We start from the raw sequence: 13,622 nt of genomic DNA, 5'->3' as shown, positions 1-13,622 counted from the left end.
AATCATTTTTCCAGGACATTTATTTCTACCTCCTTTCAATAGTGTTCATATTATTCTATGTTTTAATAAAAAAATGGCTTGTTTATTAACCTACTATTTTATCTTTATATGATAGAGTGTCTTCTACTCGATATAGAATTCATACAAACTATGCTAATTTTTAAGAGAAAGTGGAGAGAACTACTACTAGTTATGGTATTTTTCAATAAACACTTGTTGAAGAAAATGTTCTGATTACAAATAATATCTTATTTTCGAGTACGCTTTTTAAATGTATATTTCACAATGAAAAATGGGAAATCCACAAATAAAGTCTATGTATATGTGAGTTAATGGGGAAATCTAGTGTGTTTTTAAGGGGCGTCTTATTTAAAAGAAAAAAGGTTTGTTTTAGAAAGTGGTGTCTAAACATTAAATGGAGTAGGACTAAATTCACGGCCGCTCATTAAAAAGCTTTTAATTAGGAGAAGTCTGTTTTTATAATGAATAATGAAAAGAAAGTTTGGTACAATTGTTTGTTTTTTTCTTTTTATGTGTTTGCCTCGTACCCTTTTAAGCTAGTGGACATACTTTACTAATAGAAAGGATTAGGGGGTGAGGTATTGGGTTCTCGATTTAATAATTGTAAAAAGAAGTGTACATGTAAACAAGATGATTGTTGGGAAGTATTCGAAGAGTGTAAAAAAGAACAGCATGAGAAATGTGATAATTCTTGTGTACAAGGAATTAGAGATGAACTTAAGAAATTAATTAATCGAACAGTTCAAATTAATACAGAGGGACGTACTTATGTAGGTACTGTTTCGTCTGTAAGTTGTGATGTAGTTAGGCTTGCGGCTATTCCTGGATCGGTTGGAGTAAGTATTTCCATTTGCAAAATTGAAGCAATTTTCCCACCGGTTACAACGGTTACTGCTGACTTTGATTTTAATGGTATTGATGTAGCAAACAAAGCATAATTATGCTGCTTTTTTGTAAAGCCATTCACATGAATGGCTTTATTTTAATTTTATATAAAAGGAGAATATATTCTTTATATAGAAATAAGTTTGAGGTTATAAAGCATGATGTACGAAAGGAGCAAGGAAGTGATTAAACTAGAAAGCTTTAAGAAATCTGATTTTAAACAATTAATAAATTGGATTAATTCCGAAGAATTTCTAATACAATGGTCAGGAAATGCATTCACATTTCCTTTAGACGAACAGCAATTAGAGAAGTATATAGAAAGTGCAAATACACTCGCTTTCAAAGTGGTAGATGAAGAGACTTCAGACGTTATTGGACATATTTCGCTTGGGCAAATAGATAATATTAATAAGTCCGCTAGAATTGGAAAAGTATTAGTTGGTAATACGAAGATGAGAGGACGTTCTATAGGAAAACATATGATGAAAGCAGTACTTCATATTGCTTTTGACGAATTAAAACTACATAGAGTAACTCTTGGTGTGTATGATTTTAATACATCGGCCATTTCATGTTACGAAAAAATAGGGTTTGTAAAAGAAGGCTTATTAAGAGAGTCAAAAAGAGTAGGAGAAACGTATTGGAATTTATGGGAAATGAGTATGTTAGAATATGAATGGAAGAAGTAGCAACGATAGTAATTTATAATTATATTATGTTAATAAAGGGGTTTGGTGGGTATAGTGGATAATAAAACAAAAATAATTTCAATTGCAGCTGTTTCGGGAGGAGGTAAAACTACAATTACAGAAAGATTAAAGCATAAGTTTAAAAACTCAAAAGCTCTATATTTTGATAGTTATACATTTGATAACTCTCCTGCTGATATTTGTAAATGGATTGATGATGGGGCGAATTACGACGAGTGGGTATTAACACCATTAATTCATGATATTGAGCAACTTATACAAAATAATACCTTAGACTATATTATTGTAGATTATCCTTTTGCATACTTAAATAGTGAGATGCGAAAATTCATTGATGTAACTATATTTATTGATACGCCTTTAGATATTGCGATGGCTAGAAGGATTTTGCGAGATTTTAAGGAAGGTACAATAGATGAAATACATAATGATTTGGAACATTACATGACATATGCGAGAAAAGCTTATTTAGAGGCAATTCATACTGTTAAGCCGAATTCAGATATCATATTGGATGGTTCTTTATCTGTAAGTGAAATAATTAATCACGCTGTAGAGGAACTTGGCCGAAGAGAAGTGATTGTCAATGGTTAAATGTATAACAGATGCTGTTAGGTGGATAATTGGAGTAAGAGAGAGATAAATGTGTACACTTTATTTCAATATAATTGGCAAGTAAGAGATGATTGGTTTAAGTGGTGTGAACAACTTTCAGAGGAAGATTTACTTTGCAAACTGGGGGTATGTTAGAAACATTATTTCATATTGTAGATGTAGAGTATAGTTGGATTAGTGCTCTTCAAGGATAAGAAGATAGAGAACCGCAATTTAAAGATTATCAATCGATTCAAAAAGTGAAAGCGTTATCTGATTTATATAAACGAGAACTTGAAGTTTTTTTTGCAGTCACGATCATCTAGCCTAGAATGCTAGCACACTTAAAATAAGCCGTATAAAAAGTTAATCATTGTGTGCTTTGATTATATAACGTCGGCGAAATAAATAGTGTGAGGGACAGCTATTCTAACAAGTATTTTATGTAACGTTCGTATATTTAAATTTTCTTGTAATTAATCAAATTCTAATTTTTTAGAAACGGATAATGAGGTATGGGTGGAGCTCTTTTTTATTGAATAAAATGGGTTAATTTTTCGGATTTTCATTACAATATAAAAAATAAAATTTAAATTTTGTTTGTTTTTAAGAAAAGGTGAGAAGAAAATAAAAAAAGAGGGCTAATGCCCTCTTTTTTTATTAATTTGGTAATTAATCACAGATTGGTATCCCAAGCACTCTTAGAGCTAATGCTACTTGAAGGGAAATCTCTAATCTAGCAATTTCAATACCAGCTACTGAAAGAACTAAAAAAGGTTGTCCGTTTACAAATACAACGCAACTATCCATAGTTAAGCCTCCTTTCTAGTAATCTACTATAGTATATGAGTAGAACTTTAAAGTGTAATAGTTCAATTGTTGGATTTAATAGAATTAATAGATTAACCCATTTAAACTAAACAAACGAACACAACGAAAGGAAACAGAGATGGATGTATGCCTCAAAAAACATAGGTTTTAAGACATGTAATGGGATATTAAATTTATCATATTGGTCAGCTATCTATATGGGCGAGAGAGTTAAACTTGCAACCAGTTTCAGCAAATTTGCTTGGAAGAGGATGATAGAATTAAAAACCGACTTGCATCTCAAGCGCAAGTCGGTTCTATATATAAGAAGATTTCTTAATTGAAATCCTCGGATTTTTTCTGACGTATATGTAAAAACATTAAGGTGGTAATGATTAAAAAAATCATTATAGTTTGTATAATTAAATTTTTAAACTGAAGCAATATTGTCCAAGATGTAAGGGCGTCTTTAAAAGCTTGGAGTGCAGAGTACGAGGAAGGATCAAAACCATACTGTAGCAACTTTTTTGTTTCAATAAATGAAATGTTTTCTTCATCTGCATCTAATATTACTGAAATTAGTCTAGTATCTCCAAGTTTTGCTGTACTGACAAAACTATAATTACCGTTAGTTGAAAAACTAGTTTGTAAGCCATCAACACCTTGAAGTTTAATGTTTTCATTAAGGGAATATATCATTTTATTCGTATTGAAAACCTGGGAATCTTTGAAGGTAAATTGGTAAGAGGTTAGTTTCGTAATATTCAATACATCTGGAAAATCTTTTACTAATCGTGCTGCTAGTTTAGCTGCGTCTATCGCTGTTGTAGTTGATTGTTTATTTGTATTATTATTAATTCCAGTAGAGTTTAGAAATGGAGATGGTTGTAATAACTTTAGTTCTTTTGCTTTTTTATTCATTAATACTGTAAAGTTATCTTCATTTCCAGCAATGTGTTCTGCTAGAGCGAGTGCAGAACGATTATTCCCTGCCAGTAGCAATGCATGAAGTAAATCACGAACCGTTGTTTTATCATTCGATGTTACTTGTATAGGGCTTGTTTTTACTCGGAAAACTTCGTTACTTATTTGTACGAAGTCATCTAACTGTATCTTTTTATCATTTAGTTGCTCCAATACGATATATTCTGTCATTAATTTAGATAAAGTAGCTGATTGTACTGGTGTTTCTTCATTTTTTTTATAAACAATTTCACCTGAATTAGCATTTATTAAAATAGCTGATTTAGCTTGAATAATCGGACCATTTACATAAAGATAAAAATATAAAACGATAAGTGCAGTAATAAAAAAAGATAATAATAAAATAGCGAATTTCTTTAAGAATTGCATAAGCGATCCTCCTATTATGACATCAATAATAGTATTGTAAAAAGGAATGCTTAATTAGGAAGAAAGAAAAGGTAAAGAATTTCTAAAGAATTATAAAGGATTATTAAATTTAGGGTAATTATGGAAAAAGTTCAATTTCTTATATGGTAAGAAATTGAACTTTTTATTTGTAACATTAACATTTGTATGGGAGTAGTTTTACAGTGAATGTTGTTTTTTCGTCATCACTATATACTTCAATTGTTCCTTTATGCAATTCGACTATACTTTTTGCAATTGCTAATCCAAGTCCAGATCCACCAGTGTTTGTAGAGCGAGATTTCTCAACGCGATAAAAACGTTCAAAAATATGAGGTAAATCCGTACTAGGAATAGGTTGTCCGTAATTTGTTATATCAATTGTAATCATATTATTACTTTCATAAGCAGTAAGGTCAATATAGCGACCTTCGCTTCCATAAGCGATAGCGTTTATAATAAGATTTTCAAACACACGCACTAATTTGTCACCATCAGCTAATACCATGAGCTTTTGAGACGGGAAAGAAGGCCGACATTCTATATTAGCTTCTTGAACCTGTATGCGGAATTGAACAGTTAATTGTCCAAGTAACTCTACAATATCAATAGGAACAGAATACAAGCTTAATTCTTTATTTTGAACACGTGTATATTCGAACAAGTCATTCATTAATGCATTAAGACGAGTTACTTTATCGTAAATGACTTGAATATAGTATCGCAATTCCACTTCATCTCTATAATTATCATGATGGATTAAATTTACGTATCCAACTATAGAAGTAAGGGGAGTGCGTAAGTCATGTGATACATTTGTAATAAGTTCACTTTTTGCTTGTTCCGCTTGTCTTTCTTCATCAATTGAGACTTTTAATTGTTCAACAATTTCATTGACCCCGATTGCTAATTCTTCTAGATAATTATGATTTACAATAGAAACTTTATGATTGAAGTTTCCATTTGCAATATAACGAATTTCTTCTATCATTTTTTTTATACAAGTTTCATAATAAAGTTTTTTCTCGTGACGATAAAAAATGTAAAGATAGGATGAAAAAATAGAAAATAAAAACAAATAAGATACAATCATCATCCATAAAGACTCTTTAATCCCTTTATACTTTTCATAACCAAAAATTCGAATGAATTCTTTACCGAGTTCGGTTAGAGTAAGTGAACTTTCAATTACACTCGTAACGAGGCGATAAATAATTAGTTCAGTAATAGGAGTGAGTGTGATAGCTAATAAAAGCCAAAAAATAAGTTTCCATTTAGGAATATCTTTTAATATATCAAATGCTTCATTTCTCAATTTTATAGCCAACTCCCCAAACAGTATGAATAAATTTTTCTCCATTTATTACTGTTTCAAGTTTATCTCGTAAGTTGCTAATATGGACCATTACCGTCTTATTTGAACCATAACCATCTTCATTCCAAACGCGTTCGAAAATTTCTTCTGAACTAAATACTCTTCCTGTATTACTCGCAAGTAAATATAAAATATCGAATTCAATAGAGGTTAGTTTAATGTACTCTCCATTTACTTTAACTGTATGATTATGTTTGTGTATTTCAACAGAGCGAATACGAATAATACCATCTTCATTCTTTTGCGAAGTAGCATTTTGGAAAGAGGATCTTCGTAATAAAGCTTTCACTCTAGCTACTAATTCTAATGGATTGAATGGTTTGATCATATAATCATCAGCACCTGTCATAAGGCCTAATATTTTATCCATATCTTCTGCTTTTGCACTAAGCATTAGAATTGGTACAGTATTATTTTCACGCACTTCCTGACAAACTTCTAATCCGTTTCGTTTTGGCATCATAATATCCAAAATCATAAGGTCAACTTCATATGTAGAAACCTTTTGCAATGCTTCATCGCCATCATAAGCTTTATAAATGTTATAGCCTTCATTTCGCAAATAAACAGCAAGTAATTCAACAATTTCTTTATCATCATCAATAATTAATATATTTTTATTCATTGTGTAGTTCCTTTCCTTACAAATCATCAACATTACTATAATATCAAACATTTATGTACTTGTAGCGATGATTCTGTATAAAATTTCATGTAACGTATTAAAAAGGAGTAAAAAGATTAATAACGAATATAAAATAACAAGGATATTTAGATTCTACATTATAATGAAAGTTAGTTATAAGGGGGATTTTCTATGTTATGTAATGATATATATTCATTTACTCCAACTGGAAAAATAGACAATGATATTAAAGCTTTTCTACTAAAATATAATAAAGAGTTTACATATAAACATTCAATTCGTGTGGCAAATGAGGCAAAAAAGATTGCAGAAAAGTTTCACGTAGATAAAGAAAAAGCAGCAATTGCAGGATATTTACATGATATTAGTGGCATTTTTCCAAACGAGGAGCGGATTGCAGTTGCTGAAGAATTTGGTGTAGCAATAGTGGAAGCGGAAAGAAAGTTTCCTATGATTATTCATCAAAAATTATCGAGGGTAATCGCAAAAGAAATATTTAAAGTCGAAGATGAAGAGATTTTAAATGCAATTTGTTGCCATACAACGTTGCGTAAACATGCAACGAAGATGGATTTAGTATTATTTGTTGCAGATAAAATAGAATGGGATCAAAAAGGGACACCACCATATTTAATAGAAATAAAAAAAGAATTGGGAAAATCTTTGGAAAAAGCAGCTTTTGTATATATTTCATATTTGTGGGAAAGGAAAGATACATTGAAAGTTATACATCCGTGGCTAGAAGAAGCATATTGGGATTTAAAAAGAATTGTACAGTAGAAAGGACAAGGAAATGCAATTAAAAGAATATATGAATCAAACATTTCCAGGAGTTACATTAGGACCCTACTTATATTCTCAGTGGGAAAATCATTTACATTTTGATTTCGGAAAAGATAAATATCAAATTGTAGAAGGAACCGACGATTTAAATATGGAATACTTTTCTCAACTTTGAAGACATATTTTCAAAAGAAGATGTAGTGTTTGTAGTGACAAATGTTTATAGATTTAAAAAGGAAAACATAAAAACTCCACAGAAAATAAATATATACAATAAATATATTAAGAAAAGAGATTTAAGATTTCATATAAGATAAGAAACATTACCGTTTTTATTTGAAGATGAAGAAGCAGATTTATCCCGCTATTTGCCGGGCAGTAAGACCCCCCACTGATTAAAGTTTCACTTTATATTGTACATATCAATTTTCTTTTAAATGTCTTGCGGAAGATATTAAATATGAACCGCTGATACAAGCTGCTAATCATGAGGATTTTTCTGATCTGTATCTTCGATTTGGACGAAAAAAAGAAATCTCTTATCCAGATGTATTTCTCATAAATGCAAAGAAAGATATTGTGATGTTTATGTATGATGATAGAGGATGTGAAGTAATTGCGAAGAATAAAGAAATAATACGAGATTCATATAAGAAATACAAAGAATGGATTCCAGATTATGAACGAGAAAGTATAGATAACTTATTTAAATGACAATAGGGGAAGTGAAGCGTGTAATGAAACGTATTGCAATTGTATCTGCATGGGAACCAGAACTGACGTATTTGCATCAACATTATCCGAGTGAACGTGTTGAAAAAAGAGCAGCTTGGGAATTTCATTTTCATACTATTAATGAGCTGGAAATTATATCAGTTGTTACTGGTGTCGGTAAAGTAAGCTGCGCTAGTTGTGTACAATTGTTAATTAGTGAGTTTCAGCCAGATGAGTTGTTTATGACAGGAATATGCGGAAGTTTATCAAACAAGGTGAAAAACGGTCATATTGTAGTGGCACTAAACGCAATACAACACGATGTTACTGCAGCTGGCTCAGGGGAAGATGTTTTTAATTTATATAACGGTAGAACAGCACCTATTGAAACAACAAAATCACTTGTAAGAAGAATAAAAAAAATACGATCATATGATCCAATACATTTCGGTACATTTTTATCCGGAGATCAACGTATTCGTAGTTCAGAAATGAGATATTTACTCCATACCGTATATGGAGCATTGGCAGTTGATCAAGAAGTAGCAGCTTTCGCCTATGTGTGTCAAATAAATAAAAAACCATTTCTCTGTTTAAAAGCTGCTTCAGATCAAGCAAATGATAAAACGAAAGAAGAACAAAAAATTTTTAAAATGCTAGCATGCGAAAGAGCATGTGAGCATTTAATTGCCTTTTTACGTGTTTATGAGATTAATGTAGTAAATAATAGATAGTTAGAGGGTTTTAACATAAGTAATTGGAGGCATAATTATATTATGATTCAATATAAAAGGTGTAGTGATGTAAATATTGATTTAGTATATGAAGCTTTTAAAGTTGGATTTTCAGATTACATTATTAAAATGGAAGTTTCAAAAGGGGATTTTATACAACGTTTTTTGGGACCAGAAGGTAATTTGCTAGAACATTCTTTTCTTGCTTTAGAAGAAGGCAAACCTGTTGGCGTAATACTAGGTGGTATAAAGGATTATGAAAGTATTAAGACTATGCGCTGTGGAACATTAGCGGTTCATCCTAATTACCGCGGTATTGGTGTGAGTCAAAAATTATTTGAACTGCATAAAGAAGAGGCGATTCAACATGGATGTAAGCAACTTTTTCTCGAAGTCATTGTAGGAAATGACCGAGCGATTCATTTTTATAATAAGTTGGGCTATGAAAAAGTGTACGATCTTTCTTATTATAATTTAAATGATTTGACTAAAATAATGAATAAAGATTGTAAGGATATTGAAGTAAAACAATTAGAATTTCCAACTTTTAAAGATGAAATTCAGAAATGGTTAAACTTCCATATAAATTGGCAAAATGATATTGATTATATCAAAAAAACAAATAATGTATTTTATGGTGCATATGTCGATAATAACTTAAAAGGCTCTCTATGTGTAAATAAACAAGGTAAAATTAGTTTTATTTTCGTAGACAAAGATTATAGAAATATTGGTGTTGGGATGAAATTATTAGAAGTAGCAAGAGAAGAATTACATTTATCAAGTTTATCAATTGGGTTTCCTAACAATAATTTACTGGAAGGTTTTCTTAAGAAATGTGGATTTGAAAAGAATTCTTTAGCGCAATATGAAATGTATTTATTACTCTAAGAGCGGAAAGATTTATTCTTTTCGCTTTTTATTTTGCTGTTATGTTGGTAAATGCTCCGCAACTATAATTTATAATGAGAGGGATTTTGTTTATCCTTAAGTTATTTTTTAAATTGTCAATTTCATGCTAATAATTTTCTTTGTATAATATTCTAATTTTATGTAGAATAGATACTATGGGAGGGGATGAAATGAATAATGGATTAAAGTTTAAGATTTTTGAATTGCATTGTCTCGTTCAAAAGACTTATTCTGATATTAAAATAGCGTGTGATATTGCTATTTATCAAGAAAACACTTCTAAATATTTAATTTCATTAGGATTTTTAAATAAATCATATATGACTTATATAGAAGCAAAAAGATTCTATCGCGAAAATGAAGAGCTTGTAAGTGTAGAATTTGATAATTTCTTTGATATGTATGATAAATTAGAAAACGAATTAAAACAAGTTATTTCAACTGAAGATAAAAATCCTTCATTGTTACATAGCAGACTTGATCAGTTTCAGCAGAAAGTTGAAAATATAAATGACCTAATAAAAGTATTGCAAAATGCTCGTTAATGAATGCTTTTTTCTGTTCGTATAGAAATTATGTATTAAAAACATTTTAGGGATATTACATATTGAAGAGGTGGCTTTTGTAGATTACAAAAGTCATCTTTTTATGTTAGGAATAGATTGTATACATTTTAGCAGTTTCATATAAATAATAGAAATTTATACGAGGTAAATATCATGGGAAATAAAAAAGAAATAGCTATAGTTGCATTAACAACAGGATTCGTTTTAACAAGTGTAACACCATATGGAGTAGGTCATGCAGAGGAACCTGGTCAAATGCAAGTTGAAATTCAAGAGGATTCGTTCCGTACAGGTGATCTGACACAACCATCAAAAAAGGCACCAGAGAATGTAGTGAAAGATGCACTTAAGGAAAATACGGAGCATGCTTTGTCTCCAAAACAAGTTAGTGCAGAAACAGGAGTAGATTACAAGGTTCTTCAAAAACGTGGTTCTTATGATGGAACTACACTTGTGCGCATGCAACAAATATATGAAGGAAAAGAAGTATATGGCCACCAGTTGACTGCTCACGTAGATAAAAAAGGTATTATTAAAAGCATTTCAGGAGCTAGCGCACAAAATTTAACACAAGAAGATTTAAAGAAACCTATTAATTTATCAAAAGAAGAAGCAAAACAATATATTTATAAAAAGTACGGAAACGATACTAAATTTATTTCTGAGCCAGAAGTTAAGGCAGTTATTTTTGTTGATGAAAATCATGGGCAGGCTAGCAATGCATATCAAGTTACATTTGCTGCTACAACACCAAATTATGTATCTGGAACTTATTTAGTGAATGCTCATAATGGTGAAATGTTAAAAGATATGGTACAAGAATCAAGTTTGAAAATAAGTGAAGAGTATGTTGAATCCGTTAAGGAAAATAAAACTAGCAATTTTACATCATTAACTGGAACAGGAAAAGATGATTTAGGCGTAACTCGTACATTTGGTATTTCTACACAGACCAGTGGGAATTATGCGCTTGCTGATTACACAAGAGGACAAGGAATTGAGACATATGATGTAAATTATAGAGATATTACAAATGAAGAAAGTTATTATCCTGGTATACTAGCAACTAGTGTTTCAACAACATTTAATGATCCAAAGGCGGTAAGCGCTCATTTCTTAGCAACAAAGGTATACGATTTTTATAAAGAAAAATATAAGCGTAATAGTTTTGATAATAAAGGAAAAAAAGTAGTTTCAGTTGTACATGCATGGGATTCTGGAGGAACAAATGATCCTGAAAATTGGGAGAATGCATTTAGTACTAATATTAATAACATTAGTATGCTTTTATATGGAGATCCCATGGTAAAAGCGTTCGATATAGCCGGTCATGAATTTACACACGCAGTTACATCAAGTGAATCTAACCTTGAATTTTCAGGAGAATCTGGGGCAATTAACGAGGCATTATCTGATATTATGGGAACGGCTATAGAGAAATACATAAATAATGGGGAATTTAACTGGACAATAGGAGAACAAACTGGATCGACTTTTCGTAATATGAAAAATCCAACTGCAATTAATTTTTCAGAAGGACTACCGTATCCGGATGATTATAGTAAATATAATGATTTAAATGGAGAGGATTATGGAGGCGTTCATTTTAACTCAAGTATTATTAATAAAGTTGCGTATTTAATGGCACAAGGTGGTACTCATAACGGTGTAAATGTAAATGGTATTGGTGAAGATAGAATGTTTGATATTTTCTATTATGCAAATACTGATGAATTAAATATGACTTCTAATTTCTCTGAATTGAAATTGGCATGCCTTAAAGTGGCAACTAATAAATATGGAGCGAACTCAATTGAAGTTCAAGCAGTCCAAAATGCTTTTGATGCGGCAAAAATTACAGGAACGGTGAAAGAGAACGAAAAAACAGCAGAAAACCAAGCTCCAGAGTTAACTGTACCGTTTACGATTACACTACGTGTAGGTGATACGTTTGATCCAATGAGAAATGTAAAAGCTGTTGATAAAGAAGATGGTGATTTAACAAATAAAGTAAAGCATAAAGGCGATGTAGATACTTCAAAACCAGGTACATACATTGTGGAATACATGGTTGTTGATTCTCAAGGGCGGAATGCAACGGCAACACAGACTGTAATTGTAGAGGGAAATGGAGAAACATCAGATTTAGAACCTAAATTAACAGTGCCTGTTGGAGCGACAATTCATGTAGGAGATTCATTTGTTCCAATGGCAGAAGTATTAGCTATCGATAAAGAAGACGGTGATCTCACTTCTAAAATCAAAGTTGATGGTGAAGTAGATACAACTAAAGCCGGTACTTACGTATTAACGTACACGGTTACAGATTCTAAAAGTCATGAAGTAACGGCGAAGCAAACTGTAACGGTCAAAGTTAGAGAAGAAGTTAAAAATGATAAACCAATACTAAAAGTACCTGCTACAACTTCAATTACTGAGGGTGATCAATTTGATCCATTGGTAGGGGTATCAGCTACGGATAAAGAGGACGGTGACCTTATTTCTAAAGTAGCGTATGAAGGAACTATAGATACAACTAAAGCTGGTACTTATGAAATAATATATAGTGTTAGAGATTCCGTGGGTAATGAGGTAAATGCAATACAAAAAGTATTAGTGAAAGATAAAGAAACTAGCAAAGCTAATGGCCTTGCTAATAAGGAAAATAAGAGTAATATCTCAAACAACAGTAATAGCGATAAAAAAGAATATACATATAAGGAGCTGCCAAAGACGGGTGTAAGTACAACTAACAGTGCAGCAATCGGCATATTGATGATTATTACAGGCACAGTACTCACTTTTGTTCGCAAATTTAGAAAGATACAAAAATAATAGTAGGGATCATTCGTTTGAAGAAAAGAGTTCATTATTCAAAAGAAATAAAGTAGAAAGTAAGTAAAACAAAATATGGATTTTTTACTTAATAAGATTTTAGTAGTTAAGCGGTGCATTTGGCTTCTATAAAAATTTGTAGTTGGATCATGTTCTGTCTACAAAACTACATTACATAAAAAAACACGTTACTATTCTCATTAAAATAAAAGAATAGTAACGTGTTTTTTGGTTTGGAAAAAGCATAAATCCTATAGTTCATGAATCTGGGAGTGCTTCTAATCTGCCATTGATGAGTTACTGAAAACATTTTGTTTTAATGGAAGTTTCACTCTAAATGACAACATGAGATTTCCGATATTTACCAGGTGTTTCATTGGTGAATTTTTTAAAAATTTTAGTGAAATAACTTTGATCGCTAAAATTAAGCGAAGCGCATATGTCTGATAAAGGATAGGTGGTGAAAGTTAATAATTTCTTTGCTTCTTCGATTCGTTCACGTTGAATGTACTCAATTAATGAAATACCGACTTCTTTTTTAAATAATATAGATAAATAATCTGAATTCACATTTGCAAATTTAGCAAGTTGTTTAACAGATATTGGATTGTAAATATTTTTAAAAATGTAGTTTTTGCAAATAGCAATAGTCTGTGAATGTTG

General features: G+C 31.0%; 13 protein-coding genes and 3 pseudogenes. 11 read left to right on the top strand and 5 right to left on the bottom strand.

The window, feature by feature from the left end; translation table 11 throughout:
- Nucleotides 1-602 precede the first annotated feature (602 nt).
- The 4 genes and pseudogenes from MR107_RS26805 to MR107_RS26790 all read left to right on the top strand — a co-directional run.
- A complete protein-coding gene (locus MR107_RS26805) occupies nucleotides 603-959 on the top strand; it encodes a hypothetical protein (RefSeq protein WP_242292918.1) in 357 nt (118 codons plus the stop codon).
- 105 nt (nucleotides 960-1,064) lie between these two features.
- The gene (locus MR107_RS26800; RefSeq protein ID WP_000990082.1) at nucleotides 1,065-1,598 is read left to right on the top strand and encodes a GNAT family N-acetyltransferase; all 534 of its coding nucleotides are present in this window, start codon (nucleotides 1,065-1,067) and stop codon (nucleotides 1,596-1,598) included.
- A 45-nt stretch (nucleotides 1,599-1,643) separates the two neighbouring features.
- Complete coding sequence (locus MR107_RS26795) at nucleotides 1,644-2,213, top strand: nucleoside/nucleotide kinase family protein (protein ID WP_000513268.1); 570 nt, start codon at nucleotides 1,644-1,646, stop codon at nucleotides 2,211-2,213.
- 51 nt (nucleotides 2,214-2,264) lie between these two features.
- Nucleotides 2,265-2,549 (top strand): annotated as a pseudogene (locus MR107_RS26790) (DinB family protein); the annotation flags it as partial.
- A 336-nt stretch (nucleotides 2,550-2,885) separates the two neighbouring features.
- Here MR107_RS26790 and MR107_RS26785 read toward each other — a convergent pair.
- On the bottom strand, nucleotides 2,886-3,023 hold the full coding sequence (locus tag MR107_RS26785; protein WP_000376554.1) for a DUF3956 domain-containing protein: 138 nt from the start codon (nucleotides 3,021-3,023) through the stop codon (nucleotides 2,886-2,888).
- 165 nt (nucleotides 3,024-3,188) lie between these two features.
- Between MR107_RS26785 and MR107_RS26780 the strand changes: the two are divergent.
- Nucleotides 3,189-3,299: pseudogene (locus MR107_RS26780) on the top strand (DinB family protein); the annotation flags it as partial.
- Nucleotides 3,300-3,359: 60 nt separating this feature from the next.
- On the opposite strand, the gene MR107_RS26775 reads toward MR107_RS26780, so the two are convergent.
- The 3 genes from MR107_RS26775 to MR107_RS26765 all read right to left on the bottom strand — a co-directional run bounded on the left by MR107_RS26775 (nucleotide 3,360) and on the right by MR107_RS26765 (nucleotide 6,394).
- Nucleotides 3,360-4,376 carry a D-alanyl-D-alanine carboxypeptidase family protein gene (locus MR107_RS26775; RefSeq protein ID WP_242292917.1) on the bottom strand — a complete coding sequence of 339 codons (1,017 nt, stop codon included), beginning with the start codon at nucleotides 4,374-4,376 and terminating at the stop codon, nucleotides 3,360-3,362.
- A 175-nt stretch (nucleotides 4,377-4,551) separates the two neighbouring features.
- Nucleotides 4,552-5,709, bottom strand: a complete 1,158-nt coding sequence (locus MR107_RS26770) for a sensor histidine kinase (protein ID WP_001243312.1) — start codon at nucleotides 5,707-5,709, stop codon at nucleotides 4,552-4,554.
- The gene (locus MR107_RS26765; protein ID WP_001038807.1) at nucleotides 5,699-6,394 is read right to left on the bottom strand and encodes a response regulator transcription factor; all 696 of its coding nucleotides are present in this window, start codon (nucleotides 6,392-6,394) and stop codon (nucleotides 5,699-5,701) included. The genes MR107_RS26770 and MR107_RS26765 overlap by 11 nt, the downstream gene beginning before the upstream one ends.
- Before the next feature lie 192 nt (nucleotides 6,395-6,586).
- Between MR107_RS26765 and yqeK the strand changes: the two genes are divergently transcribed.
- From yqeK to MR107_RS26735, 6 genes and pseudogenes are all read left to right on the top strand, one after another.
- Entirely contained in the window at nucleotides 6,587-7,195 is a 609-nt protein-coding gene (gene yqeK / locus MR107_RS26760) for a bis(5'-nucleosyl)-tetraphosphatase (symmetrical) YqeK (protein WP_025689453.1), read from the top strand.
- A gap of 13 nt (nucleotides 7,196-7,208) precedes the next feature.
- Nucleotides 7,209-7,912, top strand: a pseudogene (locus tag MR107_RS26755) (DUF3885 domain-containing protein).
- Entirely contained in the window at nucleotides 7,909-8,646 is a 738-nt protein-coding gene (mtnN, locus tag MR107_RS26750) for a 5'-methylthioadenosine/S-adenosylhomocysteine nucleosidase (protein ID WP_000151939.1), read from the top strand. The pseudogene MR107_RS26755 and the gene mtnN overlap by 4 nt, the downstream one beginning before the upstream one ends.
- Nucleotides 8,647-8,688: 42 nt before the next feature.
- On the top strand, nucleotides 8,689-9,537 hold the full coding sequence (locus tag MR107_RS26745; RefSeq protein ID WP_242292916.1) for a GNAT family N-acetyltransferase: 849 nt from the start codon (nucleotides 8,689-8,691) through the stop codon (nucleotides 9,535-9,537).
- Nucleotides 9,538-9,728: 191 nt separating this feature from the next.
- Nucleotides 9,729-10,103, top strand: a complete 375-nt coding sequence (locus MR107_RS26740) for a hypothetical protein (protein ID WP_001059022.1) — start codon at nucleotides 9,729-9,731, stop codon at nucleotides 10,101-10,103.
- 174 nt (nucleotides 10,104-10,277) lie between these two features.
- On the top strand, nucleotides 10,278-12,959 hold the full coding sequence (locus tag MR107_RS26735) for a M4 family metallopeptidase (protein WP_242292915.1): 2,682 nt from the start codon (nucleotides 10,278-10,280) through the stop codon (nucleotides 12,957-12,959).
- 333 nt (nucleotides 12,960-13,292) lie between these two features.
- On the opposite strand, the gene MR107_RS26730 is transcribed toward MR107_RS26735, so the two are convergent.
- A partial coding sequence (locus tag MR107_RS26730) for a helix-turn-helix domain-containing protein (RefSeq protein WP_242292914.1) occupies nucleotides 13,293-13,622 on the bottom strand: 330 nt, incomplete at its 5' end.

The organism is Bacillus cereus group sp. BfR-BA-01441, assembly GCF_022663075.1.
In the GTDB taxonomy this organism is placed as follows: domain Bacteria; phylum Bacillota; class Bacilli; order Bacillales; family Bacillaceae_G; genus Bacillus_A; species Bacillus_A cereus.
Note: the sequence above shows the minus strand (reverse complement) of the source record. Positions and strands in the feature narration are given on the sequence as shown.

What these genes read in the sequence shown, in the direction of transcription:
- MR107_RS26800 (WP_000990082.1), top strand. Translation starts at nt 1,065, where the DNA reads ATGATGTACGAAAGGAGCAAGGAAGTGATTAAACTAGAAAGCTTTAAG.
- MR107_RS26785 (WP_000376554.1), bottom strand. Translation starts at nt 3,023, where the DNA reads ATGGATAGTTGCGTTGTATTTGTAAACGGACAACCTTTTTTAGTTCTT.
- MR107_RS26775 (WP_242292917.1), bottom strand. Translation starts at nt 4,376, where the DNA reads ATGCAATTCTTAAAGAAATTCGCTATTTTATTATTATCTTTTTTTATT.
- MR107_RS26765 (WP_001038807.1), bottom strand. Translation starts at nt 6,394, where the DNA reads ATGAATAAAAATATATTAATTATTGATGATGATAAAGAAATTGTTGAA.
- yqeK (WP_025689453.1), top strand. Translation starts at nt 6,587, where the DNA reads ATGTTATGTAATGATATATATTCATTTACTCCAACTGGAAAAATAGAC.
- mtnN (WP_000151939.1), top strand. Translation starts at nt 7,909, where the DNA reads ATGACAATAGGGGAAGTGAAGCGTGTAATGAAACGTATTGCAATTGTA.
- MR107_RS26745 (WP_242292916.1), top strand. Translation starts at nt 8,689, where the DNA reads ATGATTCAATATAAAAGGTGTAGTGATGTAAATATTGATTTAGTATAT.
- MR107_RS26740 (WP_001059022.1), top strand. Translation starts at nt 9,729, where the DNA reads ATGAATAATGGATTAAAGTTTAAGATTTTTGAATTGCATTGTCTCGTT.
- MR107_RS26735 (WP_242292915.1), top strand. Translation starts at nt 10,278, where the DNA reads ATGGGAAATAAAAAAGAAATAGCTATAGTTGCATTAACAACAGGATTC.